This is a genomic window from Streptomyces polygonati (assembly GCF_042650325.1).
Lineage (GTDB): Bacteria > Actinomycetota > Actinomycetes > Streptomycetales > Streptomycetaceae > Actinacidiphila > Actinacidiphila polygonati.
Genome location: NZ_JBHSBB010000010.1, coordinates 780412 through 804226, shown reverse-complemented (window position 1 = coordinate 804226; position 23815 = coordinate 780412). Strand labels below are relative to the sequence as shown.

Genomic DNA, 23815 nt, shown 5'->3' with positions numbered 1-23815 from the left:
CCTGTCATGTCCGTTCCACAGGACAGTCATGACAGGCCGGCCGGAGCGACCGGGGAGTCGACCCCCGTCAGCCCTTGAGCGCGGCGGCCACCGTCTCCCGCACCGGCGTGGTCGGACGGCCGATCAGCCGGGCGAGGTCGCCGCTGGTCCCGGCCAGCAGGCCCTGCCCGATGGCCCGGTCCACGTCCACCAGCACGGCGGCGAAGTCCTCCGGCAGGCCGGCGCCGAGCAGCACCGCCAGGTATTCCTGCGGGCTCACATTGCGGTACGCGATCTCCCGGCCGGTCAGCTCGCCGACGACCGCCGCGTACTCGGCCAGACTCCAGGCCACGTCGCCGCTCAGTTCGTAGGCCCGGCCCTCGTGGCCCTCCGAGGTCAGCACGGCCGCGGCCGCGGCGGCGTAGTCGGCGCGGGCGGCCGAGGCGATCCGGCCGTCGCCCGCGGCGCCGACCACCGCGCCGTGCTCCAGCACCGTGCCGAGACTCTGGGTGTAGACCTCGGTGTACCAGCCGTTGCGCAGGAAGACATGGGGCAGCTTCGAGGCGAGGATCAGCTTCTCCGTCGCCTTGTGCTCCTCGGCCAGTATGAGATCAGCGTCCGGCCCGCCGAGGATCCCGGTGTACACGATCAGCGCGACCTGGGCGGCGGTGGCCGCCTCCACCACCGCGGTGTGCTGCGGGATCCGCAGGCCCACCTCGTTGCCCGAGACGAACAGCACCCGGTCACCGGCCCGGAAGGCGTCCTTCAGCGTCTCCGGCCGGCTGTAGTCGGCCTCCCGCAGTTCGACGCCCGAGGCGGCGAGGTCGGCGGCCTTGCCGGCGTCCCGCACCACCGCGGCGATCTCCGCGGGCGCGGTCCCGCGGGCCAGCAGGTCCGCGATGACCAGGCGGCCCAGCTGCCCGGTGGCTCCGGTGACGACGATGCTCATATCTGCTCCATACGGTGCGGTGGTCTACGGCTTGCCACCGTAACCCGCACACTAACCAGAGGATAGTACCCACCTTCGAGTAGGGTACGTACATGAAGGTAAGCACGCAGGCCGCCCCGAGGGTGAGCTGCCCGGAGCGGGCCGTCCTGGAGCATCTGACCAGCCGCTGGGGCGTGCTCGTCCTGTCCGCGCTGCTGGAGGGCGGCCGCCGGTTCGGCGAGCTGCGCCGGGAGATCAGCGAGGTCAGCGAGATCGCGGTGAGCGAGAAGATGCTCACCCAGACGCTCCGCACCCTGGAGCGGGACGGTTTCGTGGGCCGCCATGCCCGCCCGGTCATCCCGCCGCATGTCGACTACGACCTCACTCCGCTCGGCGAGCAGGCCGCCCGCCAGGTCCGGGCGCTGGCCGGCTGGACCGAGGAGCACGTACCGCAGGTGCTGGCCGCCCGCGAGGAGTACGACGCGCGGACGCCTGGCTAGCCTGCCCTGGTAGAGGTCCCGGACGCGCCGGTGCCCGGTCCGGGAAGCCCGGGCCGGGCACCGCTACCGCTACCGCTGCGAGGGCTGCGGCTCAGTCCACCGTCCAGGTGTCGCTGCCGGCCAGCAGCGACCCCAGGTCGCCCTTGCCCTGCCGCGCCGCGGCCTGCTCCAGCTGCTCGGCCATGTCCGTGTCGTAGACCGGCCGCGCCACGTCCCGCAGCACGCCGATCGGCGTGTGGTGGAGCGTGTCGGCGTCGGCGAGCCGGGACAGGGCGAAGGCGTTGGTCGGGCTGGCGGCGTGCGCGTCGTGGACGAGGACACCGTCGGTGCCCTCGGTCGCGATGTCGACGACCACCAGATCGCCGGTGGCCGGGTCGCGGACGACGCCCTTGCCGCCCAGCCCGTCGTCGGCCGGCGCGCCGAAGCGGATCGGCTGCCCGTGCTCCAGCCGGATCAGCGCCTCCAGCGCGGTGTCCTTGTCCTTCAGGGTGTCGAAGGCGCCGTCGTTGAAGATGTTGCAGTTCTGGTAGATCTCCACCAGCGCGGTGCCCTCGTGGGCCGCCGCGGCCCGCAGCACGCTCTGCAGGTGCTTGCGGTCCGAGTCGATGGTGCGGGCCACGAAGGACGCCTCCGCGCCCAGCGCCAGCGAGATCGGGTTGAAGGGCGCGTCCAGCGAGCCCATCGGCGTGGACTTGGTGATCTTGCCGATCTCGGACGTGGGGCTGTACTGACCCTTGGTCAGCCCGTAGATCCGGTTGTTGAACAGCAGGATCTTCAAGTTGACGTTGCGGCGCAGCGCGTGGATCAGGTGGTTGCCGCCGATGGACAGCGCGTCACCGTCGCCGGTGACCACCCACACGCTCAAGTCCCGCCGCGACGCGGCGAGTCCGGTGGCGATCGCCGGGGCGCGGCCGTGGATGGAGTGCATGCCGTAGGTGTTCATGTAGTACGGGAAGCGGCTGGAGCAGCCGATCCCCGAGACGAACACCACGTTCTCCCGGGCCAGTCCGAGCTCGGGCATGAAGGACTGGACGGCGGCGAGCACCGCGTAGTCCCCGCAGCCCGGACACCAGCGCACCTCCTGGTCGGACTTGAAGTCCTTCATGCTCTGCTGGGCCGTCGCTTTCGGCACCAGAGCGAGCGCCTCAGACATCCCCACGATCCTCAACCCCTCCCACACCAGGGACGTCTTCGCCGACGCCCGCGCTCAGTTCGGTGATGGCCGTGGCCAACTGCTCGGCCTTGAACGGCAGTCCGGTGACCTGGTTGTACGAGACAGCGTCCACCAGATATCTGGCCCGCAGCAATTGGGCGAGTTGCCCGAGGTTCATCTCCGGCACGATCACCCGGTCGTAGGCCGCCAGCACGGTGCCGAGGTTGGCGGGGAAGGGGTTCAGATGCCGCAGGTGCGCCTGCGCGACCTTGCCGCCCTCGCCCCTGATCCGCCGTACGGCCGCGGCGATCGGGCCGTAGGTCGAACCCCAGCCCAGCACCAGGGTGCCGGCCGATCCGTCCGGGTCGTCCACCGCCAGGTCCGGCACCTCGATGCCGTCGATCTTGGCCTGCCGGGTGCGGACCATGAAGTCGTGGTTGGCCGGGTCGTAGCTGATGTTGCCGGTGCCGTCCTGCTTCTCGATCCCGCCGATCCGGTGTTCGAGACCCGCGGTGCCCGGCACCGCCCACGGCCGCGCCAGCGTCTGCGGGTCGCGCAGATAGGGCCAGAAGGACTCGGTGCCGTCCTCGGCGGTGTGGTTGGGACCTGAGGCGAAACTCACCCGCAGGTCCGGCAGCTCCGAGGTGTCCGGGATCCGCCACGGCTCGGAGCCGTTCGCCAGATAGCCGTCCGACAGCAGCAGCACCGGGGTGCGGTAGGTCACCGCGATCCGGGCCGCCTCCAGCGCGACGGTGAAGCAGTCGGCGGCGGTGGCCGGCGCGACGACCGGCACCGGCGACTCGCCGTTGCGCCCGTACATCGCCTGGAGCAGGTCGGCCTGCTCGGTCTTCGTCGGCAGACCGGTGGACGGCCCGCCGCGCTGGATGTCCACGATCAGCAGCGGCAGCTCCAGGCTGACCGCCAGACCGATCGTCTCCGACTTCAGCGCCAGCCCGGGTCCCGAGGTGGTCGTCACCGCCAGCGAGCCGCCGAAGGCGGCTCCCAGGGCGGCGCCGATCGCGGCGATCTCGTCCTCAGCCTGGAAGGTGCGGACGCCGAAGTTCTTGTGCTTCGACAGTTCGTGCAGGATGTCGGAGGCCGGGGTGATCGGGTAGGAGCCCAGGAACAGCGGCAGCTCGCTCTGGGTGGCCGCGGCGATCAGGCCGTAGGACAGGGCCAGATTCCCCGAGATGTTCCGGTAGCGGCCGGCCGGGAAGGCGGACGAGGCCGGCCGTACCTCGTAGGAGACCGCGAAGTCCTCGGTGGTCTCGCCGAAGTTCCAGCCGGCCCGGAAGGCGATGATGTTCGCCTCGGCGATGTCCGGCTTCTTGGCGAACTTCTTGCGCAGGAAGGCCTCGGTGCCGTCCGTGGGCCGGTGGTACATCCAGGACAGCAGGCCGAGCGCGAACATGTTCTTCGCCCGCTCGGCGTCCTTGCGGGCCAGCCCGGAGTCCTTGAGCGCCTCCACCGTCAGCGTCGTCAGCGGCACCGGGTGCACCGCGTACGCGGCCAGCGCCCCGTCCTCCAGGGGACTGGCCGACCAGCCCACCTTCGCCATGGCGCGCTTGGTGAACTCGTCGGTGTTGACGATGATCTCCGCGCCCCGGGGCATGTCCCCGAGATTCGCCTTCAGCGCCGCCGGATTCATCGCCACCAGCACGTCCGGGGCGTCGCCGGGCGTGAGGATGTCGTGGTCGGCGAAGTGCAGCTGGAAGGACGACACCCCGGGCAGGGTCCCCGCGGGTGCGCGGATCTCGGCCGGGAAGTTCGGGAGGGTGGACAGATCGTTGCCGAACGACGCGGTCTCCGAGGTGAAGCGGTCCCCGGTCAACTGCATCCCGTCACCGGAGTCACCGGCGAACCGGATGATCACCCGGTCGAGCCGTTTCGTCTCCTTGGCCGGATTGCGCTGTTCGCCCTGAACGTCTGCGGTGACAGGCGGCTGACCTGCGTCCGCGCTGGTGGGGCTGCTGACCTGGCTGGTCACGGAAACGGACCTCCCTCGGGGCGGCGACTCACCGGTCATGGTACGTCGGTAAGGGTGGCCTTCCCCGTACGTCCCGGAATGTGGATGTCCGTGGCCGTGCGGAAGCCCCGCCTCCGGACCCGCCGCGAGGTCCCCCGGAGCAGGCCGCCGACCTGCGCGGACGGCCCGCCGGCGGCAGCGGGACAGCAGCGGGACGGGACGTGGGACGGGACGAGGGACGAGCCGTCGGCCGCGCTACGAGTTCAGGTACGTCAGTACCGCCAGCACACGGCGGTGATCCCCGTCACTCGGGGCCAGGCCCAGCTTCAGGAAGATGTTGCTCACGTGCTTCTCGACCGCGCCGTCGCTGACCACCAGCTGCTTGGCCACCGCCGAGTTCGTCCGGCCCTCCGCCATCAGCCCCAGCACCTCGCGCTCGCGCGGGGTCAGCCCGGCCAGCACGTCCTGCTTGCGGCTGCGGCCCAGCAGCTGGGCGACGACCTCGGGGTCCAGCGCGGTGCCGCCCTGGGCGACCCGCACCACCGCGTCCACGAACTCCCGGACATCGGCCACCCGGTCCTTGAGCAGATAGCCGACGCCGCGGCTGGAGCCGGCCAGCAGCTCGGTGGCGTACTGCTCCTCCACGTACTGCGACAGCACGAGCACGCCGACCGCCGGATGGTCGCGCCGCAGCTGTACGGCCGCGCGCACGCCCTCGTCGGTGTGCGTCGGCGGCATCCGCACATCGGCCACCACCACGTCCGGCGGTGCCCCCTGGGCCGCCAGCTCGTCGACCGCCTTCAGCAGGCCCACCGCGTCGCCCACCCCGGCCACCACGTCGTGGCCCCGGTCGGTCAGCAGCCGGGTCAGGCCGTCCCGAAGCAGTACCGAGTCCTCGGCGATGACCACCCGCACGCTGTCCTCCACCGTTCCGCAGCCCCCGATTTCGCTGTTCGTCCTCCCCAGCATTCCAGCATCGGCGGGGGAATGGGGAATACGGTGCCGGTGGGCAAGGTTGCGCCCGCCGGTCGAGGTGGGCGCCCCGGGGAAGAGGAGAACGTGTGCGCGCGGTCGGTTTCGACGTCAACGGCGGCCCCGAGGTGCTGCGGCCGGTGGAGCTCGCGGTGCCGGAGCCGGGGCCCGGCCAGATCCTGATCCGCGTCGCCTACGCCGGCGTGAACCACGGTGAGATGCAGCACCGGCTCGGCGACCTCGGCGCGGTGGACGGTATCGAGGTGCCGGGACTGGAGGTCTCCGGCGAGGTGGCCGGGATCGGACCGGGCGTCACCGGCCTGACCCACGGCGATCCGGTGGCCGCGTATCTGCCGGACGGCGGCGGCTACGCGCAGTACGCGGTCGCGCCCGCCGCCTTCGCCTACCCGCTGGACGGGATCTCCGTACGCGACGGCGGCGGCGCGGCGCTCACCCTGACCACCGCCTACGGCGTACTCGCCGGGGCGGCCCGGCTGACCCCCGGTGACACCGTCCTCATCCACGCGGCGGCCGGCGGGGTCGGCTCGGTGGCCGCCCAGATCGCCCGCGCGCTGGGCGCCGCCGCCGTGCACGGCACGATCAGCTCGGCCGCCAAGGCCGACTACGCCAAGCGCTTCGGCTACGACGCGGTCCATCTGCGGGACGGCTTCGCCGCCCATGTCTCCGAGGTCGATGTCGTCCTCGACCCGATCGGCGGGCCGGTCCGGCAGGCCAGTCTGTCCGTGCTGGCCCCCTTCGGCCGCCTCGCGGTCTACGGCGAGGCCGCCCGCCGACCCGATCTGAGCCTGCCCGTCCTCTCCTTCCGCGCCCACAACCGCTCCCTGACCGGCTACGACATCGCCGACCTCGCCTGCCGCGCCCCCTCCCTGGTCCGCTCGCACGCCCTGTCCGCCCTGTCCCTGCTGGCCTCCGGAGCGATCCGCCTCGACATCACCACGGAACTCCCCCTCGCCGCCGCCGCCGAGGCACACGAGACGCTCCAGGCGGGCCTCAACATCGGAAAGACGCTGCTGCGCGTCGACCAGGAGTAGCGCCGGGGCGGCGGGCCCGCGCGGCGCGTCGGCCCGCCCGCACCCGGGGGCGGGGCCCGCGGGGCCCTACGCGCGCCAGGGGAGTTCCGCCGAGACGCGGGTGGGGCCGCCCAGCGGGGAGTCCAGGACGAGGACGCCGTCGACCGAGTCGAGGCGTTCGGCCAGGCCCGCCAGGCCGGAACCCGCCGCCAGCGACGCGCCGCCCCGGCCGTTGTCGGAGACATGCAGCATCATGCGGTCCTCCACCCGCCACACGTCCACCGCCGCGCGCGAAGCGCCACTGTGCTTGCTGATGTTCTGCAGCAGCTCGGAGACGGTGAAGTAGGCGATCCCCTCGATGGCCGGCACCGGCCGGGCCGGCAGCTCGACGGTCACCGACACCGGTACGGTGCAGCGTGCCGCCACCGCGGACAGGGCCGCGTCCAGGCCCCGGTCGGTGAGGATCGCCGGATGGATGCCCCGGGCCAGGTCGCGCAGCTCCTGGAGCGCGATCTTCACCTCGCCGTGCGCCTCCTCCACCATCGCCGCGCCCACCTCCGGGTCCTCCAGCAGCTTCTCCTTCGCCATGCCGAGGTCCATCGCGAGGGCCACCAGCCGGGCCTGCGCGCCGTCGTGCAGATCGCGCTCGATCCGGCGCAGGTTGGCGGCGGCGGTGTCCACCACCACCCCGCGGTCCGACTCCAGCTCGGTGACCCGGGTGTCCAGCGGCGACGGGCCCAGCAGCCCGGAGACCAGCAGCCGGTCCACCTGCGCCATGCCGCGTACGACCCAGGGCAGCGCCAGCACCAGCAGCGCGCCGACCACGACGGACAGCGCCATGTCCTGCGGGGTGTGCAGCCACCAGCCGTGCCGGTCGGCGCCGCTGCCGCTTCCGTAGATCTGCAGGCCCGGCTGCCCGGCGTAGACCGGGAAGACCCACCGCCACAGCGGGTAGGTCAGCAGACCCCAGCCGTAGGTGAAGAAGCTCACCGCCACGCTGAAGCTGAAGACGCCCCACGGGAAGTGCAGCAGGCAGTAGACGGCGTGCCGCCAGTTGACGCCGCTGCCGAGCTGGCCGCCCAGCCGGGCGAGCGGTCCCCGGCCACCGCCGCCGCGGACCGGGGCCGGGTCCTCGATCTCCAGCCACAGCAGCGCCCGGGCCCTGGACCGCTCCACGGAGCCGACCGCCCGGCAGCCGCCGAGCGCGAGCACCAGCACCGGCAGCCCGACGAAGGTGATCAGCAGCCCGGCGCCGAGCGACAGCGTCGTCACCGTCCATACGAAGCCGGCGATGCCCATCGGCAGATTCAGCAGCAGATAGGCCAACTCGCGCCAGGTGCGCGCCTGGAACGGCGCACGCAGCGCCGTCGGCAGCCGGTGCGCGCGCTCCTCGATCGGAATGCCGTACGCCATGGTCGGGACCGTCCTTTCCGCACTGCTCGTCTCCGCACCGCTCGTCCTACCGACAGCGTGGCGCCCCGGCGCGGGGGATCCCATGGTGCGGATCGGCGTCCCTGGGGTGGGGTTACCCCTACCTCTACCGCCGCCTCTGCCTCTGCTTCACGGGGTCGGCCTTGCGGAAGTCCCGGTCGCGCCAGGGGAGTTCGGCCGTCACCGTGGTCGGGCCACCGACCGGGGAGCTGACCACGAACAGCCCGTCCACCGAGTCCAGCCGCTCCGCCAGCCCCGCCAGCCCAGACCCCGTGGCGAGGTCCGCGCCGCCCCGGCCGTCGTCCTCCACCTGGATCATCAGCCGGTCCCCGGCCCGCCAGACGTCCACCGAGGCCCGCCGGGCCCCGCTGTGCTTGCTGACGTTCTGCAGCAGCTCGGAGACGGTGAAGTAGGCGATCCCCTCGATCGCCTCGGCCGGCCGGGCCGGCAGCTCCACGGTCACCGCGACCGGCACCGTGCAGCGCGCGGCCACCGACGACAGGGCCGCGTCCAGGCCCCGGTCGGTGAGGATCGCCGGATGGATGCCCCGGGCCAGGTCGCGCAGCTCCTGGAGGGCGACCTTCACCTCGCCGTGCGCCTCGCCGACCATCCTGGCCGCCGCCTCCGGGTCCTCCAGCAGCTTCTCCCTGGCCAGCCCGAGATCCATTGCGAGGGCCACCAGCCGGGCCTGCGCGCCGTCGTGCAGATCGCGCTCGATCCGGCGCAGGTCGGCGGCGGCGGTGTCCACCACCACCCCGCGGTCCGACTCCAGCTCCGCGATCCGCAGTTCCAGCTCGTCGGACGGCTGGAGCAGGCCGCGCACCATCGACCGGTCCACGTTCGCCATGCCCCGGGACAGATACGGCAGCACCGGCCACAGCACGAACAGCGAGACCAAAGTCACCGTGAAGGTCACGATTCCCCACGGCAGCCGGATCGCGAAGTACAGCGCGTGCCGCCAGGCCACCGGGTCCTTCACCCCCGCCCACAGCCACGGCAGGAAGCCCGGTCCGACCGGCCGCGGCGGGCGCGGATCGTCCACCTGGACCCCTAGCAGCGCCCGGGCCCGCCGCCGCTCCAGGCGGCCCAGCCCGCGGCAGCCCATCAGCCCCAGCGCCAGCAGCGGCAGGCCGATCACGGTCACCGACAGGCCCGCTCCCAGGCTCACCGTGGTCACGACGTAGACGAAGCCGACGATCGCCTCGACCAGATTCAGCAGCAGATGGGCGATCTCCTTCCAGGTCACCGCGCTGAACATCGCGAACCGGGCGGGCGGCAGCGGTTCGGGCGCCGCGGTGACGGGGGAGCCGGGGGAGCCTGGGGAACCGGTCGAGCCGGGGGAGCCGGGGGAGCCGGGCGCGGGCGTGGTGTTCATCCTCCCAGCCTGCCGGGCCCGGGGCGGGGTCCGCCATGGGGTGGGCTGTCGGGGTGGGGTGGGGTTATCCCCCGGTATGCCCGCGGGTCCGCGAACAGGGAGGGGACAGGGGATGCGTGGGTGAAGCCAGGGCCTAGACTCCCTCCGTATAAATCGTCTAAAGATCCTCCCGGGTCGCTGGACACCACCGGTCAACGATGAATGAGGGGCGGACGGACGTGGACTACTTCCACGGCTACTCGGTCGTCGGCCTGGTCGCGGTCGTCGGTGTGCTCTTCGTAACGGTCGCCTTCGCGGCCGGCCGGCTGCTGCGGCCCGTCGTGCCGACGCGGGAGAAGATGCTCACCTACGAGTGCGGGGTCGACCCGGTCGGCGAGGGCTGGGCGCACACCCAGGTCCGCTACTACGTGTACTCCTTCCTCTATGTGATCTTCGCCGTCGACGCGATCTATCTCTTCCCGTGGGCCACGATCTTCGCCGCGCCGGGCTTCGGCGGCACCACGCTGGTGGAGATGTTCGTCTTCATCGGATTCCTGGCGGTCGGACTGCTCTACGCCTGGAAGAAGGGCGTACTCGAATGGACCTGACCACCGCGGGGACCGGCCAGGGCGCCGGCTCCGATGCCGGCGGCTCCCAACTGCTGCCCGAGCCACGCCGGCTGGGTCCGCTGGCCAGGCTGGCGCCGGAGCCGATGAAGGTGGTCCTCAACTGGGGCCGCCGCTACAGCCTGTGGGTCTTCAACTTCGGACTGGCGTGCTGCGCCATCGAGTTCATCGCCGCGTCCATGTCCCGGCACGACTTCATCCGGCTCGGCGTGATCCCCTTCGCCCCCGGACCCCGGCAGGCCGACCTGATGGTGGTCTCCGGCACCGTCACCGACAAGATGGCGCCCGCCGTCAAGCGCCTCTACGAGCAGATGCCCGAGCCGAAGTACGTCATCTCCTTCGGCGCCTGCTCCAACTGCGGCGGCCCCTACTGGGACTCGTACTCGGTGACCAAGGGCGTCGACCAGATCATCCCGGTCGACGTCTACGTCCCCGGCTGCCCGCCGCGCCCCGAGGCACTGCTCCAGGGCATCCTCAAGCTCCAGGAGAAGATCGCCAGGGAGTCGCTGGGGGAGCGCTACGCCACCGCGCCGGCCGGTACCGGGGCCGCCGCGGGCCGTCCGTCCGCCGCCGCGCTGACCAGCGGACTCGTCCCGCCGCCGGAGGCCCGGCCGTGACCGGATGGCTGCCGGACGAGGCGGAGACGCTCTTCGGTACGGGCGCGGTCGCGCTGGAGGCGTACGACCTGCTGACCGTCGATGTGCCGCCGGCTTCCTGGATCGCGGCGCTGACCACCGCCCGCGACGAGCTGGGCTGCACCTTCTTCGACTGGCTGAGCGCGGTCGACGAACCCGGCACCGGCTTCCAGGTGTGCGCCCATGTGGCGCGGCTGGACGGCGGGCCGCGCCGGCTGCTGCTGCGGACCACGGTGCCATACGACGCCGCCGAACTGCCCACCGCCACCGGGGTGTTCGCGGGCGCGGCCTGGCACGAGCGGGAGACGTACGAGATGTTCGGCGTCGGCTTCACCGGCCACCCGCACTTGGCGCCGCTGCTGCTGCCCGACGAGTTCGAGGGCCATCCGCTGCGGAAGGACTTCGTGCTGGCCGCCCGGGTCGCCAAGGCGTGGCCGGGCGCGAAGGAGCCGGGCGAGTCGCACGACGGCGGCCCCAAGCGGCGCCAGATGCTGCCGCCGGGCGTGCCCGGCCCCAATGAATGGGGGCCGCTCAAGGGCCAGTTGGCACCGGCGCCGGCCCGCCCGTCCCGAGCCGCCCGCCCGGACCGGACGGAGCGGCCCGCCCGCCCGGCCCGCGCCCCGCGCGGGACCACCGCCGACGCGCCCTGGGAGAAGACCACCGACCCGTCCGAACCGGCCGGACCGTCCGAATCGGCCGGACCGCCCGAATCGCCCGCCGAGGGAGGCGACACCCCGTGAGCGACACCTTCGACATCCTGCTGCGGCTGGTCGCCGTCCTCGTCGCGTTCCTGGTGCTGCCGCTGCTGGTGGGGCAGGCCGAGCACAAGGTGATGGCCCACATGCAGGGCCGGCTCGGGCCGATGTACGCCGGCGGCTTCCACGGCTGGGCCCAACTCGTCGCGGACGGGGTGAAGTTCGCCCAGAAGGAGGACATCGTCCCGGCGGACGCCGACCGCCGGATCTTCCAACTCGCGCCCGCCGTCGCCCTGCTGCCGTATCTGCTGGTACTGATCGCCATCCCGGTCGGCCCGCACGGCTTCGTCGGCGAGGCGCTGGACGCCGGACTGATCTTCGTGCTGGCCGTGATGGGCGTCGGCGTCCTCGGCTCGCTGATGGCCGGCTGGGCGTCGGCCAACAAGTTCTCGCTGCTCGGCGGACTGCGCACCGCGGCCCAACTGATGGCGTACGAACTGCCGATGCTGCTCGCCGCCGCCTCGGTGGCGATGGCGGCCGGCACGCTCTCGCTGCCCGGGATCGTCCGCGAATACCACTGGTGGTGGACGCTGTGGCAGCTGATGGGCGCCCTGGTCTTCTTCACCGCCGGGCTCGCCGAGCTCCAACGCCCGCCGTTCGACATGCCGGTGGCCGACTCCGAGATCATCTTCGGCGCCTACACCGAGTACACCGGGCTGCGCTTCGCGCTCTTCCTGCTCTCCGAATACGCCGGGATCGTGGTGCTGTGCGGGCTGACCACCGTGCTCTTCCTCGGCGGCTGGCACGGACCGTGGTCCGGCAGCGTCGGCTGGCTGTGGACGCTGCTGAAGGCCGCCGCGCTCGCCTTCGTGGTGATCTGGCTGCGGGTCAGCTATCCGCGGCTGCGTGAGGACCAGTTGATGAAACTCGCCTGGACCGTGCTCATCCCGATCTCCCTCGCCCAGATCGCCCTGACCGGCGTCGTCAAGGTGGTGATCTCCTAAGCCATGGCCATCCCCGGATCCGGTCTGGCCAAGGGCCTGGCCGTCACGCTGCGCACGATGACGAAGCGTTCCGTCACCGCGCAGTACCCGCAGGCGCAGCCCGACCTCGCGCCGCGTACCCGCGGGGTGATCGCGCTGTTCGAGGAGAACTGCACGGTCTGCATGCTGTGTGCCCGCGAGTGCCCCGACTGGTGCATTTACATCGACTCCCACAAGGAGACCGTGCCGGCCGCCGCTGCCGGCGGGCGCGAGCGCAGCCGCAATGTGCTGGACCGCTTCGCGATCGACTTCTCGCTGTGCATGTACTGCGGTATCTGCATCGAGGTGTGCCCCTTCGACGCGCTCTTCTGGTCACCGGAGTTCGAGTACGCCGAGACCGACATCCTCGACCTGACCCACGAACGCGACAAGCTGCGCGACTGGATGTGGACGGTGCCCGCCCCGCCGGCGCTCGACCCGGCGGCGGAGGAGCCCAAGGAGATCGCGGCGGCCCGCAAGTCCGCCCAGAAGACGCTGGCGGCCCGCGCGGAGGCGCCGGCCGAGCCGGGGGAGTCCGCTGAGCCGGGCGGCCCGGGCGGCCCGGGTGGGCCGGGGGAGTCCGGCGGGCCGGGGGAGGGCCAGGCATGAACCTCGGTGCCGCCGCCCACCATCCCGGCTTCCTCTCCCCGACCGGGGTCGAGATCACCTTCGTGCTGATCGGCCTCGCCATCCTCGGCGCCGCGATCCTGACCGTCACCACCCGCCAACTGGTGCACGCCGCCCTGTGGCTGGTCGTCGCGCTCGGCGGCCTGGCGGTCGAATACCTGCTGCTCACCGCCGAGTTCATCGCGTGGGTGCAGGTGCTGATCTACGTCGGCTCGGTCGTCGTCCTGCTGCTGTTCGGCCTGATGCTGACCAAGGCGCCCATCGGCCGCTCGCCGGACGCGAATTCGGAGAACCGCCCGGTCGCCCTCGCGGTGGCGGTCGTCGCCGCGGCCACCTTGGTGTGGGTGGTCGTGGACGCCTTCCGGTCCACCTGGATCGATCTGCACGGCGTGGTCCAGGGCTCCTCCCGCGTCACCGGCGAGAGCCTCTTCCGGCACTGGGTGCTGCCCTTCGAGGCCCTGTCGGTGCTGCTGCTGGCCGCCCTGGTCGGCGCGATCGTCCTCTCGCGCCGCGACGACACCAGGTCCGCGGCCACGACGGGTCCCGGCACCGGCAAGGAGAACTGATGCACCTCGCCTACCCCGCCGTCCTCGCCGCCCTCCTGTTCTGCGTCGGCGTCTACGGCGTCCTCGCCCGCCGCAACGCGATCCTCGTCCTGATGTCCGTCGAGCTGATGCTCAACGCCGTCAACCTCAACCTGGTGGCCTTCGACGTCTGGCTGCGCGACAGCCTGCACGCCGGCCAGGCGCTCACCTTGTTCACCATCACCATCGCCGCCGCCGAGATCGGGCTCGGCCTGGCGATCGTGCTGCTCGTGTACCGCAACCGCGGCAGCTCCGACATCGACCGCCTCACCGGCCTGGCCGACCCCGGGGAGTCCGGCGGCGCACCCGAAGCCCCGGCCGGGACCGCCCGCGTGCCCCGCCCGGCGGCCGACGACGAGAAGGCAGAGGCCACCGCGTGACCCTGACCGCCCTGGCCGTGCTCGTACCCCTCCTGCCGTTCCTGGGCGCGGCGGCCGGCCTGCTGCTCGGCCGGCGCGCACCCGGCTTCGTACGACCGCTGGCCGTCCTGCCCACCGCCACCGCCTTCGCGCTGGCCGCGATCGTCGCCGCCCGGCAGGGCACCGGAGCGCCCACCGACGCCGCCCACCGGCTCACCCCCACCGGCTCGGTGCCCATCGACCTCGCCCTGCACCTGGACGGCTTCTCGGTCCTGATCGCCGTCCTCGTCGGCCTCGTCGCCACCTGTGTGCAGCTCTACTCGCTCTCCTATCTGCGCCACGACCCCCGCTATCCGTCCTACGCGGCGCTGGTCTCCCTGTTCACCGCCGCGATGTTCCTGGTGGTCTACTCCGGCGACCTGATGGTGCTGCTGGTCGGCTGGGAGGTGATGGGCATCTGCTCCTACTTCCTGGTCGGGCACGAGTGGGAGAACGAGGTCGCCCGGGCGGCCTCCATCAAGGCGTTCCTGGTCACCAAGCTCGGCGACGTCCCCTTCCTGATCGGTGTGTTCGCCCTCGCCGCCGACGCCCACACCTTCCGGATCAGCGGCATCCTCACCGCCGCCGGACACGGCCGACTCCACCACCCCACCCTCATCGCCCTGCTGCTGCTCGCCGGAGTGGCCGGCAAGTCCGCGCAGTTCCCGCTGCACAGCTGGCTGCCGGACGCGATGGCCGGCCCCACCCCGGTCTCCGCGCTGATCCACGCCGCCACGATGGTCGCGGCCGGCATCTACCTGGTGGCCAGGCTGCTGCCGGTGTTCACCGCGTCCGCCGCCGCCCTCACCGTCCTCGCCGCGATGGCCGCCGTCACCATGATCGGCTCGGCGCTGGCCGCCCTCGCGCAGGACGACATCAAGCGGGTGCTGGCGTACTCCACCATCGGCCAACTCGGCTACATGGCCGGCGCGCTGGCTGTCGGCAACCGCGACGCCGCCGTCTTCCACCTCCTGTCCCACGGCGCCTTCAAGGCACTGCTCTTCCTGGGCGCCGGCGTCGTCATCCACGCCTCGGGCACCAACTCACTGACCGCCATGTCCCGCATGGGCTCGCTCGGCAAGCGCGCGCCCGACGCCATGTGGACGATGGGCATCGCGCTGGCCGCGCTGGCCGCCCTCCCCCCGCTGTCCGGCTTCTTCTCCAAGGAGTCCGTGCTGCGCGCCGCCGAGCACGCCTCGGCCGGGCACGCCGCCCACATCCCGCCCGGTGTCGGCTGGACCGTCCTCGTGTCCGGTCTGGCCGCCGCCCTCCTCACCGCGGCCTACGCCGCCCGCCTGTTCCTGCTCGCCTTCCGCGGCAGCGGCCCCGAGGTCGCCGACCACGGCCGGCAGCCCGCCGCGATGACCGCCGTGCTGTGGGTGCTGGCCGTCCCCACCATCGCCTTCGGCGGCCTCGCCTACCGCCGGCTCCCCGACTGGTTCGGCCACGCGCCGCTCGCGCCGACCCTCATCACCTCCGTACTCGGTGGCGGACTCGCCCTGGTGGGCGTGCTGATCACCTACGGCGCCTGGAAGGCGGCCACCGCCACCCGCCGGGCCGTCCCCATGGGCGCGGTCTCCGCCGAACCCGCCGGAGCCGAACCCGAACTCGTCGAGATCGAGGCCATGGCCAGCCACCAGGCCGTCTACGGCGACATCGCCGACGCCGACGACCCGGGCGACCCCGGCCGGCTGCTGCTCGGCCCACTGCACCGGCACGCCGCCCGCGGCTTCCACCTCGACGCCCTCTACGGCGCGCTGTTCGTCCGCCCGGTGCTGGCCGCCGCCGAGCTGGTCCGGCTGCTGGACCGCGAGGTCGTGGAGAACTCGGTGCGCGGCGTGGCCGGAGTGCCGCGGCTGCTCGGCGCGGCCGTCCGCAAGGCCCAGACCGGAAACGTCCAGACCTACCTCAGCGCGCTGCTGGCCGGTGCGGTCGTACTCGCCGTCCTCGTCGCCGTCGGAGCGTGAGATCCCGTGAACGACACCGCACTCCAGTACATCCTGGCGGCGATCGTGGTGCTGCCGCTGCTCGGCGCGGTCGGCGCCCTGCTGCCGCCCCCTCCCGGCCTGCGCGGGCGCGACCCCGACCAGGCCGTACTCCGCCACGGAGTGACCGTCACCGGCGCCGTACTGATCCTCGCGATCGCGCTCGCGGCCGGCTTCGACCACGACCACCCGGCGAAGATGCAGGCCACCACCGACCTCAACTGGATCCCCGCGCTGCGGATCCACCTCCACCTCGGCATCGACGGCATCTCGCTCCCCCTTCTCGTACTGAGCGCGCTGCTGACCTTCCTGTGCGCGCTCTACTCCTACTTCCGGATGCCTGCGGGCCCCAGCCCCAAGGCCTTCGTCGCCCTGCTCCTGCTGCTGGAATCGGGCACGCTGGCCACCTTCTCCGTGCTCGACCTGATGCTGTTCTTCCTGGCCTTCGAGATGGTCCTCATCCCGATGTACTTCCTCATCGCCCGCTGGGGCGGCGGGGACCGCGAGCGGTCGGCGCTGCGCTTCATCGTTTACACCGTCCTCGGTTCGGTGATCATGCTGCTCGGCCTGCTGCTCATCGGGGTGAAAGCGGGCACATTCGACATGGTGACACTCGCCACTGACAATGGGTCATCGCTCGGTCACTCCACGCAGATCATCGCGGTGCTGGCCATCGGTCTCGGCCTGGCGGTGAAGGCCCCGATGTGGCCGCTGCACAGCTGGCTGCCGGACGCCCACACCGCCGCCCCGACCGTCGGATCGGTCCTGCTGGCCGGGGTACTGCTGAAGATGGGCACGTACGGCCTGGTCCGGATCGCGCTCCCGATGGCGCCGGAGGGCATGCACGCCTTCGCCCCGTATCTCGGCGCCCTCGCCGTCGTCGGCATCGTCTATGGCTCGCTGGCCTGCCTCGCGCTCGCCCGGCAGGGCAACGGCGGCGACCTGAAGCGCCTCATCGCCTACTCCTCGGTCGGCCACATGGGCTTCGTGCTGCTCGGCATCGCCTCCATGAGCCCCACCGGGGTCAACGGCGCCCTGTTCGCCAACATCGCCCACGGCCTGATCACCGGCCTGCTCTTCTTCCTGGTCGGCGCGGTCAAGGACCGCCACGGCTCCACCGACCTCGACCAGCTGGCCGGCCGCACCGGCGCCGCCCTCTACGGCCGAGCCCCGCGCCTGGGCGGCCTGATCGCCTTCGGCGCCGTCGCCTCGCTCGGCCTGCCCGGCCTGGCCGGGTTCTGGGGCGAGATGCTGGCGATGTTCGGCGCGTTCAAACCCGCGGACGGCCTGTCCCGGGCGCCCTTCCTCGTCTTCACCGCCGTCGCGGCCTTCGGCACCCTGCTCACCGCCGGCTATCTGCTCACCGTCGTGCGCCGGGTCTGCATGGGCGACCGGGCCGGCGTCCACGCCCAAGCCCAGCTCGTGGACGTACGCGGCTACGAATTCGTCGCCTGGACGCCGCTGGCGGCGCTCACCGTCGTGGCCGGCCTGTGGCCCGCCGTCCTGCTCGGGCTCACCGACCCGGCCGTACGCTCCCTGCTCGGAGGCAATTGATGCCGTCCCTCGTGCAGTCCGTCGACTGGACGGCCCTGACCCCGGTGGTGATCCCGGCCGCGCTGGCGGTGGCGGTGCTGATCGCCGACCTCTTCCTGCCGCAAGGCCGCAAGGCCCTGCTCGGCTGGATCACCGTCGCCGGCTTCCTGGCCGCCGGCCTGACCCTGATCCCGCTGCGGGACGGTCACCGCGCCACCTTCTGTCAGACCGGCGGTACACACTGTTCCTACGCCGCCGATCACTTCGCGCTCGTCATCCAGGTGCTGGTGCTCGGCGGGGCACTGCTCACCGCGCTGCTGTCGCTCGCCAGCGAGACCGCCGAGACCGCCGAGAGGGCCGGGACCGGGGAGACCGCCGACAGCGGCGAGGGCCCGCCGTCCGGTGAGTACTGGTTCCTGCTGCTGTCCTCGGCCGCCGGCGCCGCCCTGCTGCCCGCCTCCCGCGACCTGGCCACCCTCCTCGTCGCGCTGGAGGTCACCACCCTGCCCGCCTTCGCGCTGGTCGCCCTGCGCCGCGGTGACAAGCTGGCCGGCGAAGCCTCGCTGAAGTTCTTCCTGTCCTCCGTGACCGCGACCGCCGTCTCCCTGCTCGGCATCAGCTTCGTGTACGCCGCCACCGGCACCCTGAACCTGTCCGGGGTCGCCGCGGGCCTGGCTCACCCGCCCCCCGGCCTCGGCGGCGGCATCCCCGCCGGCCAGCTCGACCACCTCGCCAAGGTCGGGGTCGCCCTCACCCTGGTCGGCTTCGCCTTCAAGCTGGCCGCCGCCCCCTTCCACTTCTGGGTGCCCGACACCTACGCGGGCGCGCCGCTGCCGGTCGCCGCCTATCTGTCGGTGGTCGGCAAGGCGGCCGGCTTCTCCGGGCTGATCCTGATCACCGTCATCGCCTTCCGGCCGTACCAGGACGTATGGGGCCCGGTGACGGGTGTCCTGGCCGCGCTGACGATGACCGTCGGTAACGTAGGGGCACTACGCCAGCGGCCGGACAGCGACCGCGGCGCCGTACGCCTGCTCGCCTGGTCCTCCGTCGGCCAGGCCGGCTATCTGCTCGTCCCGCTGGCCGCCGCGTCCTCCACCGACGACCCGGCGCACACCATCGGCACCACCGTGGCGTACGCCCTGATGTACGGCGTGGTGAACCTCGGCGCCTTCGCGGTGGCCGCGCTCGTGACCCGTACCGCCCCCCGCGGCCGTATCACCGACTACCGCGGCCTGTACGCGTCCCGCCCGCTGTCCGCGCTCGCGCTCGGCTTCTTCCTGCTCTGCCTGGCCGGGCTGCCGCCCGGCGTGATCGGGCTGTTCGCCAAGGTCGCGGTCTTCTCGTCGGCGGTCGGGGCGCGGCACGGGTGGCTCGCGGTGATCATGGCGGTCAACGTCGTCATCGCCCTCGTGTACTACCTGCGGTGGACCGCGCTGCTGTTCGCCCGCGGCGAGGGCAGCGGGGCGGCGGCCGGCGGGGGCGGGGCCCGGGTCGTCGCGGGCGCACCCGCGGGGATCGTGGCGCCGGTCCGTACGCCCATCGGCCTGGCAGCGGCCATCGCGCTCACCGCCGTGGCGGGCATCGCGCTGTCCGGGGCGCCCCAGATCGTGCTGCGCTATGCCCAGGGCACGCTGCTGTAACGACAGGGACGGTCGCGCTGCGTGCGCGGCAGGGAACCAGGGGCGCTCAGGTGGCGTTGCCCTGGGTAGGAGGTTCTCCTGAAGGGGGAGGTTCCCCCTGACGCACACTTTGGAGGGCGCACCGTGCACCGCCGGCACAACGGGCTGAAGACCGCCGTACTCCTCGGCGGGCTGTCGGCACTCATCCTGCTCATCGGCAGTTTCTTCGGCCGGACCGGGCTCATCGTGGCGCTCGTCATCGCCCTGGGCACCAACGCGTACGCGTACTGGAACAGCGACAAGCTGGCCCTGCGCGCGATGCACGCCCGCCCGGTCAGCGAGTTCGAGGCGCCCGTCCTCTACCGGATCGTGCGCGAGCTGTCGACCGCCGCCCGGCAGCCCATGCCCCGGCTCTACATCTCGCCCACCGACGCGCCCAACGCCTTCGCGACCGGCCGCAACCCGCGCAACGCCGCCGTCTGCTGCACCCAGGGCATCCTGGGCATACTCGACGAACGCGAGCTGCGCGGTGTGCTGGGCCACGAGCTGAGCCACGTCTACAACCGCGACATCCTGATCTCCTCGGTGGCCGGCGCGCTCGCCTCGGTGATCGTCTTCCTGGCGAACTTCGCCTGGCTGATCCCGATCGGCCGTTCCGACGACGACGACGGCCCCGGCATCATCGGCGTGCTCATGCTGCTGATCCTCGGCCCGCTGGCCGCCTCCCTCATCCAGCTCGCCGTCTCCCGCTCCCGCGAGTACGAGGCCGACGCCTCAGGAGCCCGCCTCACCGGTGACCCGCTGGCCCTGGCCTCCGCGCTGCACAAGCTCGACGCCGGCAGCAGGCAGCTGCCGCTGGAGCCCAAGCCGCAGCTGGAGACCGCCAGCCATATGATGATCGTCAACCCCTTCCGGGCCGGCGACGTGTCCAAACTGTTCTCGACCCACCCCCCCATGGCGGAGCGCATCTCGCGCCTTCAAGAGATGGCAGGCGGTTCACGATGAGAACGATCCTGAACGTCATCTGGCTGCTGCTGAGCGGTCTGTGGCTGTGCCTGGCGTACTTCTTCGCCGGCGCGCTGCTGTGCATCACCATCATCGGCATCCCGTTCGGCATCGCCGCCTTCCGGATCGGGATCTACGCGCTCTGGCCCTTCGGTTACCGGGCGGTCGACCGCCCGGACGCGGGCACCGGCTCCTTCATCGGCAATGTGCTCTGGGTGGTGCTGGCCGGCTGGTGGCTGGCGCTGGGCCACATCGTCACCGGCGTCCTGATGTGCCTGACGATCATCGGCATCCCCTTCGGCATCGCGAACTTCAAGCTGATCCCGCTGTCGCTGATGCCGCTGGGCAAGGAGATCGTGCCGACGGACGAGCCGTTCGCGGTCCGCTGAGGGTCCTTCCTCCGCTGAGCAACAGCCTTGCTTCAACTGCCCGTTGAGAGCACTGAGAGGTGCCTGTCCGCCTCTGGTCAGCGGTGGTGCGGCAGGATGGCCGACGACGTGGGCAGTCCACACGTGAGTCGAGCCAAGGAGATGGCGATGAGCCTGCAGGTTGGCGACAAGGCACCGGACTTCACGCTCCCCGATCAGTCGGGGGCACCCGTGACACTCAGCGACAGACTGACACAAAAGGTAGTAGTCCTCTACTTCTACCCCAAGGACAACACCAAGGGCTGCACCATCGAAGCGTGCAGCTTCCGCGACAGCTATGAGACCTTCACCGAGGCCGGCGCGGAGGTGATCGGCGTCAGCTCGGACACGGTCGCCTCCCACGAGAAGTTCGCCGGCCGCCACGAACTGCCTTTCATCCTGCTGGCCGACACCGACAAGGCCGTGCGCAAGCAGTACGGCGCCACCACGCTCGGCGTGGTCCCCGGCCGGATCACCTTCGTCATCGACCAGGAGGGCGTCATCCGGCACACCTTCTCCGCGATGCTCAAGTTCAACGACCACGTGGACCAGGCGCTGTCGGTGGTGAAGGAACTGCAGAGCGCGTAACCCCCGGACGGCCGGGGAACCCCGGGGCGCCTCCGCCCCCTCCGGACGCGGCCCCCGGAGTTCCCCCGCCGCCCTCAACCCTGATCACCTCTGATCAATCCAGTGGCGAACCACCCCTCCGGATCAGGTATCGTTTACCCCGTCGCCAAGACCCCCCGCCCCCAGCGGGGCCTCCCGGCGTCAACCCCATGGCGGTATGCCCGAGTGGCCAATGGGAACGGACTGTAAATCCGTCGGCTCTGCCTACCGTGGTTCGAATCCACGTGCCGCCACACCTCGAAGAGGGCCCCTGACCCGCGCTCGCGCGGGTCAGGGGCCCTCTTCGGTTGTTTTGGGCGGAAGGCTGCGCGCGGGACTTGATCCGGCGCCGAGCGCCTCAGCTTCCCCCTCCTCCGGCACCGTTGGTCGGTTCCGGGATGAAGTAGTCGGCGGCTTGCACTCCTGGACCCGCCAGTACGGCGGCTTGGAAGCACTCCTCGGTGATCCTCGCGAAGTCACGTGCGCGACGGTCGGTGCCGTGCTCAACCAGCTCGATCCATGAGTCGCGTGCGTTGGCCCAGTGCATACGGGCCGGCGCTCCCGAGAAGTGCCCCCTCAGGGTGAGACGGAGTTGGTCGTCGCTGAGCGAACCAAGTCGGAAGGCGTTCTCCCAGCCGCTCATGATCAGGTTGGTGAAGGCGATGCGTTCCCACTCCGCGGACGTCATGGGGACGAATGGGGGCTCCCAGCAGGGGCGTAGGGCCGGACTGGCGAGTGCGAGCAGGATCAACTCCCTGTGGGTGCTGCGATGGGCATCCTCCTGGGCTATGCGCGTCTGACGGGCTTGGTACGCCAATGAGGCGACTACACCCGCCAGTGCCGCTGCTGACAGCGGTACTGACACGGCGCCGTAAGCCTGACTGATTTCGCTGAGCTTCCCCCAGTTGGCATCTCCAGGACTGACCGCCTGGAGGAGAAAGGGAGTGGCGACGATCAGCGCGGCGAAGAGCAGCCCGCTCACTGCCACGTAGACCCCGACCTTGCCGATCCTTGCCCTCGCTGTTCGTAACACCTGGCCCCCACTCCGCGTCGCTACGGCTCTCGACCGTATCGACGCGGAACTCGCTTCGACCCGTTCCGGTGTTCGGCTCGGCCTTGTCCACAGGTGGCCTCAACCGTTGCCAATACCGCCTGGGCGCGACTCGCCGATGCGGCAGGGCGTCCGTGCTCGTTCGGTCCTCTTGAGGACTTGTACGCTGGGGTCGCCCGATGATCAGGATGGTGAGCCCCGATGGCCAAGGCGTACGAACGTATCGCTGACGATCTGCGGCGGCGCGTCAGTGCGGGTGAGTTGAGCCCGGGCGACCGTCTGCCGGCCGAGACGACGCTGGTGGAGGAGTACGCCAAGAGTCTGCCGACGATCCGCCAGGCGCTGGGTGTCTTGCAGGCGGAGCGGTTGATCGAGAAGCTGCACGGGCGCGGCAATTTCGTCCGCCGGCCGCGTACTCCTGTGCTGCGTACCAACCTGCGCCATCAGTGGGAGAAGGGCCGGGCGCGCGATGCCGAGTCGGACCGGGCGCGGACCGGGGCCGCCGAGCACGACAGCGGGCTGGACCAGAGCGACCTCGTCTTCCGTGCCGCCTATCGTGAGGTGGCTGCCGAGCCGGAGGTCGCGAAGGCGCTCGGCGTCCCGGTCGGTACGGCTCTGGTGGAGCGGGTCTACCGCACCCGCTACCGCGCGGAGCCGGCGCCCTTCACCCTTGTACGGTCCTACCTCGTCCGCGAGATGGTCGCCGTGAATCCGGACCTCCTGGACGAGGGCAAGGAGCCGTACCCCGGCGGTACGCAGAGCCAACTCTTCTCCATCGGCATCGAGTTGGACCGCATGGAGGAATTCGTCGCTGCCCGCCCGCCGACCGTGGAGGAGGCGGAGGAACTGGCGATGCCGGCCGGCTCGGCGGTCCTAGTGGTCCGCAAGACCGCGTACGACACCGACGACCGCCCGGTCGAGCATTCCGTGTTGATCCTGCCGGGCGACCGCACCGAGATGCTCTACACCACCCGGCTCGACAGGTGGTGACCTCCGGCATACCGGCCCCGCGCCGCATCGACGTCATCACCGCCGTCCACCCGCCCGCCGCGCCCTTCCTCGCGGACGCGTACAAGTCCCTCTACGCGCAGGAGCCCGCACGATGGCCCTCGCGTACGCGGCCGGCCCCTACATCAAAGTCCTCGACGCCGACGACCAGTTGACCCCGGGCGCCCTCGCCCGCGACCTGGCCCTCCTGGAAGCCGACCCCGCCCTCGGGTGGGCGACCTCCCGCGTCCTGGATTTGCTCCCGGACGGCTCCACGGCGAGCTTCGACCAGGACCCGCAGGACGGCCCGATCTAGAAGGGAGCGGTCGTCGCCTTCTGGAAGGCCAACAACTTCCGCGCCCAGGTCCACCCGGCCACCCTCTTCGTCCGCCGCGACCTCCTCCTCGCCCTCGGCGGCTGGATGGCCCTGCCAGCTTCGGAGGACACCGGCCTCCTCCTGGCCCTCAACGCCGTCGCGCGGGGCTACTTCACCCGCGAATACGGCCTCCTGTACCGGAAGTGGGAGGGCCAGGCGACCGCCCAGTCCGACCACATCGACCAAGCCGAACGGGTGGCCCGTATGGCGATAATCGAAGCTCGTGCAGAGGCGCCGCGGCAGGCGGCACCGACCTTCTTGACCCGAGTCACCGATCTCGGGCTTCCGCTAGCCAGCACCCCGGCAGGCCCTTCCCTGCCAGGATGAGCGTGCGAGCCCGATGTT

Annotated in this window: 23 protein-coding genes, 1 tRNA gene and 1 pseudogene; 18 read left to right on the top strand and 7 right to left on the bottom strand. The window is 71.5% G+C overall.

The features are described 5' to 3' along the window. Positions 1 to 67: 67 nt before the first annotated feature. The gene (locus ACFO3J_RS16330; protein ID WP_386430100.1) at positions 68 to 928 is read right to left on the bottom strand and encodes an SDR family oxidoreductase; all 861 of its coding nucleotides are present in this window, start codon (positions 926 to 928) and stop codon (positions 68 to 70) included. Between the two features lie 92 nt (positions 929 to 1020). Between ACFO3J_RS16330 and ACFO3J_RS16325 the strand changes: the two genes are divergently transcribed. Next, the gene (locus ACFO3J_RS16325) at positions 1021 to 1407 is read left to right on the top strand and encodes a winged helix-turn-helix transcriptional regulator (protein WP_386430099.1); all 387 of its coding nucleotides are present in this window, start codon (positions 1021 to 1023) and stop codon (positions 1405 to 1407) included. 91 nt (positions 1408 to 1498) lie between these two features. Here the strand turns inward: ACFO3J_RS16325 and ACFO3J_RS16320 are convergent, their stop codons facing one another. The 3 genes from ACFO3J_RS16320 to ACFO3J_RS16310 all read right to left on the bottom strand — a co-directional run bounded on the left by ACFO3J_RS16320 (position 1499) and on the right by ACFO3J_RS16310 (position 5441). Beyond that, positions 1499 to 2560, bottom strand: a complete 1062-nt coding sequence (locus tag ACFO3J_RS16320) for a 2-oxoacid:ferredoxin oxidoreductase subunit beta (protein WP_386430098.1) — start codon at positions 2558 to 2560, stop codon at positions 1499 to 1501. Continuing rightward, positions 2553 to 4547, bottom strand: coding sequence for a 2-oxoacid:acceptor oxidoreductase subunit alpha (locus ACFO3J_RS16315; protein WP_386430097.1), 1995 nt, complete (start codon positions 4545 to 4547; stop codon positions 2553 to 2555). The genes ACFO3J_RS16320 and ACFO3J_RS16315 overlap by 8 nt, the downstream gene beginning before the upstream one ends. Positions 4548 to 4781: 234 nt before the next feature. Beyond that, on the bottom strand, positions 4782 to 5441 hold the full coding sequence (locus ACFO3J_RS16310; RefSeq protein ID WP_386430096.1) for a LuxR C-terminal-related transcriptional regulator: 660 nt from the start codon (positions 5439 to 5441) through the stop codon (positions 4782 to 4784). 146 nt (positions 5442 to 5587) lie between these two features. Here ACFO3J_RS16310 and ACFO3J_RS16305 point away from each other — a divergent pair, with 146 nt between their 5' ends. Beyond that, entirely contained in the window at positions 5588 to 6550 is a 963-nt protein-coding gene (locus ACFO3J_RS16305; protein WP_386430095.1) for a quinone oxidoreductase family protein, read from the top strand. 66 nt (positions 6551 to 6616) lie between these two features. Here the strand turns inward: ACFO3J_RS16305 and ACFO3J_RS16300 are convergent, their stop codons facing one another. Next, positions 6617 to 7942: a sensor histidine kinase gene (locus tag ACFO3J_RS16300; protein WP_386430094.1), complete on the bottom strand. Its 1326-nt coding sequence runs from the start codon at positions 7940 to 7942 to the stop codon at positions 6617 to 6619. Between the two features lie 124 nt (positions 7943 to 8066). Further along, a complete protein-coding gene (locus tag ACFO3J_RS16295) occupies positions 8067 to 9218 on the bottom strand; it encodes a sensor histidine kinase (RefSeq protein ID WP_386430240.1) in 1152 nt (383 codons plus the stop codon). A gap of 314 nt (positions 9219 to 9532) precedes the next feature. Here ACFO3J_RS16295 and ACFO3J_RS16290 point away from each other — a divergent pair, with 314 nt between their 5' ends. From ACFO3J_RS16290 to ACFO3J_RS16225, 14 genes are all read left to right on the top strand, one after another. Beyond that, complete coding sequence (locus tag ACFO3J_RS16290; protein WP_386430093.1) at positions 9533 to 9922, top strand: NADH-quinone oxidoreductase subunit A; 390 nt, start codon at positions 9533 to 9535, stop codon at positions 9920 to 9922. Beyond that, a complete protein-coding gene (locus ACFO3J_RS16285; protein WP_386430092.1) occupies positions 9913 to 10557 on the top strand; it encodes an NADH-quinone oxidoreductase subunit B in 645 nt (214 codons plus the stop codon). Before ACFO3J_RS16290 ends, ACFO3J_RS16285 begins: the two co-directional genes overlap by 10 nt. Beyond that, positions 10554 to 11315: an NADH-quinone oxidoreductase subunit C gene (locus ACFO3J_RS16280; protein WP_386430091.1), complete on the top strand. Its 762-nt coding sequence runs from the start codon at positions 10554 to 10556 to the stop codon at positions 11313 to 11315. Before ACFO3J_RS16285 ends, ACFO3J_RS16280 begins: the two co-directional genes overlap by 4 nt. Then, positions 11312 to 12274: an NADH-quinone oxidoreductase subunit NuoH gene (nuoH, locus tag ACFO3J_RS16275; protein WP_386430090.1), complete on the top strand. Its 963-nt coding sequence runs from the start codon at positions 11312 to 11314 to the stop codon at positions 12272 to 12274. Before ACFO3J_RS16280 ends, nuoH begins: the two co-directional genes overlap by 4 nt. A 3-nt stretch (positions 12275 to 12277) precedes the next feature. Next, entirely contained in the window at positions 12278 to 12901 is a 624-nt protein-coding gene (locus tag ACFO3J_RS16270; RefSeq protein WP_386430089.1) for a NuoI/complex I 23 kDa subunit family protein, read from the top strand. Next, positions 12898 to 13485 (top strand): NADH-quinone oxidoreductase subunit J family protein, encoded by a 588-nt coding sequence (locus ACFO3J_RS16265; protein WP_386430088.1) that lies wholly within the window; start codon positions 12898 to 12900, stop codon positions 13483 to 13485. Before ACFO3J_RS16270 ends, ACFO3J_RS16265 begins: the two co-directional genes overlap by 4 nt. After that, positions 13485 to 13883 (top strand): NADH-quinone oxidoreductase subunit NuoK, encoded by a 399-nt coding sequence (nuoK, locus tag ACFO3J_RS16260; RefSeq protein ID WP_386430087.1) that lies wholly within the window; start codon positions 13485 to 13487, stop codon positions 13881 to 13883. Before ACFO3J_RS16265 ends, nuoK begins: the two co-directional genes overlap by 1 nt. After that, positions 13880 to 15868: an NADH-quinone oxidoreductase subunit 5 family protein gene (locus ACFO3J_RS16255; RefSeq protein WP_386430086.1), complete on the top strand. Its 1989-nt coding sequence runs from the start codon at positions 13880 to 13882 to the stop codon at positions 15866 to 15868. Before nuoK ends, ACFO3J_RS16255 begins: the two co-directional genes overlap by 4 nt. Before the next feature lie 6 nt (positions 15869 to 15874). Then, the gene (locus tag ACFO3J_RS16250; protein ID WP_386430085.1) at positions 15875 to 17440 is read left to right on the top strand and encodes a complex I subunit 4 family protein; all 1566 of its coding nucleotides are present in this window, start codon (positions 15875 to 15877) and stop codon (positions 17438 to 17440) included. Next, complete coding sequence (locus tag ACFO3J_RS16245; RefSeq protein WP_386430084.1) at positions 17440 to 19059, top strand: NADH-quinone oxidoreductase subunit N; 1620 nt, start codon at positions 17440 to 17442, stop codon at positions 19057 to 19059. The genes ACFO3J_RS16250 and ACFO3J_RS16245 overlap by 1 nt, the downstream gene beginning before the upstream one ends. A 123-nt stretch (positions 19060 to 19182) precedes the next feature. Further along, positions 19183 to 20043: a zinc metalloprotease HtpX gene (htpX, locus tag ACFO3J_RS16240; RefSeq protein ID WP_386430083.1), complete on the top strand. Its 861-nt coding sequence runs from the start codon at positions 19183 to 19185 to the stop codon at positions 20041 to 20043. Next, positions 20040 to 20432, top strand: coding sequence for a YccF domain-containing protein (locus tag ACFO3J_RS16235; protein WP_386430082.1), 393 nt, complete (start codon positions 20040 to 20042; stop codon positions 20430 to 20432). The genes htpX and ACFO3J_RS16235 overlap by 4 nt, the downstream gene beginning before the upstream one ends. 147 nt (positions 20433 to 20579) lie before the next feature. Continuing rightward, the gene (locus ACFO3J_RS16230; RefSeq protein WP_386430081.1) at positions 20580 to 21038 is read left to right on the top strand and encodes a peroxiredoxin; all 459 of its coding nucleotides are present in this window, start codon (positions 20580 to 20582) and stop codon (positions 21036 to 21038) included. 190 nt (positions 21039 to 21228) lie between these two features. Further along, positions 21229 to 21310 (top strand) — tRNA-Tyr (locus ACFO3J_RS16225). A 104-nt stretch (positions 21311 to 21414) separates the two neighbouring features. On the opposite strand, the gene ACFO3J_RS16220 is transcribed toward ACFO3J_RS16225, so the two are convergent. Further along, positions 21415 to 22038: a DUF6082 family protein gene (locus ACFO3J_RS16220; RefSeq protein WP_386430239.1), complete on the bottom strand. Its 624-nt coding sequence runs from the start codon at positions 22036 to 22038 to the stop codon at positions 21415 to 21417. Between the two features lie 270 nt (positions 22039 to 22308). Between ACFO3J_RS16220 and ACFO3J_RS16215 the strand changes: the two genes are divergently transcribed. Then, positions 22309 to 23097 carry a GntR family transcriptional regulator gene (locus tag ACFO3J_RS16215; RefSeq protein WP_386430080.1) on the top strand — a complete coding sequence of 263 codons (789 nt, stop codon included), beginning with the start codon at positions 22309 to 22311 and terminating at the stop codon, positions 23095 to 23097. Between the two features lie 8 nt (positions 23098 to 23105). Continuing rightward, a pseudogene (locus ACFO3J_RS16210) lies at positions 23106 to 23797 on the top strand (glycosyltransferase family 2 protein). The last annotated feature ends 18 nt before the right edge of the window (positions 23798 to 23815 follow it).

Excerpts from the sequence above, each read along its gene's own strand:
- ACFO3J_RS16330 (WP_386430100.1), bottom strand. The coding sequence starts at position 928 with ATGAGCATCGTCGTCACCGGAGCCACCGGGCAGCTGGGCCGCCTGGTC.
- ACFO3J_RS16325 (WP_386430099.1), top strand. The coding sequence starts at position 1,021 with ATGAAGGTAAGCACGCAGGCCGCCCCGAGGGTGAGCTGCCCGGAGCGG.
- ACFO3J_RS16320 (WP_386430098.1), bottom strand. The coding sequence starts at position 2,560 with ATGTCTGAGGCGCTCGCTCTGGTGCCGAAAGCGACGGCCCAGCAGAGC.
- ACFO3J_RS16300 (WP_386430094.1), bottom strand. The coding sequence starts at position 7,942 with ATGGCGTACGGCATTCCGATCGAGGAGCGCGCGCACCGGCTGCCGACG.
- ACFO3J_RS16295 (WP_386430240.1), bottom strand. The coding sequence starts at position 9,218 with ATGTTCAGCGCGGTGACCTGGAAGGAGATCGCCCATCTGCTGCTGAAT.
- ACFO3J_RS16290 (WP_386430093.1), top strand. The coding sequence starts at position 9,533 with ATGAATGAGGGGCGGACGGACGTGGACTACTTCCACGGCTACTCGGTC.
- ACFO3J_RS16285 (WP_386430092.1), top strand. The coding sequence starts at position 9,913 with ATGGACCTGACCACCGCGGGGACCGGCCAGGGCGCCGGCTCCGATGCC.
- ACFO3J_RS16270 (WP_386430089.1), top strand. The coding sequence starts at position 12,278 with ATGGCCATCCCCGGATCCGGTCTGGCCAAGGGCCTGGCCGTCACGCTG.
- ACFO3J_RS16265 (WP_386430088.1), top strand. The coding sequence starts at position 12,898 with ATGAACCTCGGTGCCGCCGCCCACCATCCCGGCTTCCTCTCCCCGACC.
- nuoK (WP_386430087.1), top strand. The coding sequence starts at position 13,485 with ATGCACCTCGCCTACCCCGCCGTCCTCGCCGCCCTCCTGTTCTGCGTC.
- ACFO3J_RS16245 (WP_386430084.1), top strand. The coding sequence starts at position 17,440 with ATGCCGTCCCTCGTGCAGTCCGTCGACTGGACGGCCCTGACCCCGGTG.
- ACFO3J_RS16235 (WP_386430082.1), top strand. The coding sequence starts at position 20,040 with ATGAGAACGATCCTGAACGTCATCTGGCTGCTGCTGAGCGGTCTGTGG.
- ACFO3J_RS16230 (WP_386430081.1), top strand. The coding sequence starts at position 20,580 with ATGAGCCTGCAGGTTGGCGACAAGGCACCGGACTTCACGCTCCCCGAT.
- ACFO3J_RS16215 (WP_386430080.1), top strand. The coding sequence starts at position 22,309 with ATGGCCAAGGCGTACGAACGTATCGCTGACGATCTGCGGCGGCGCGTC.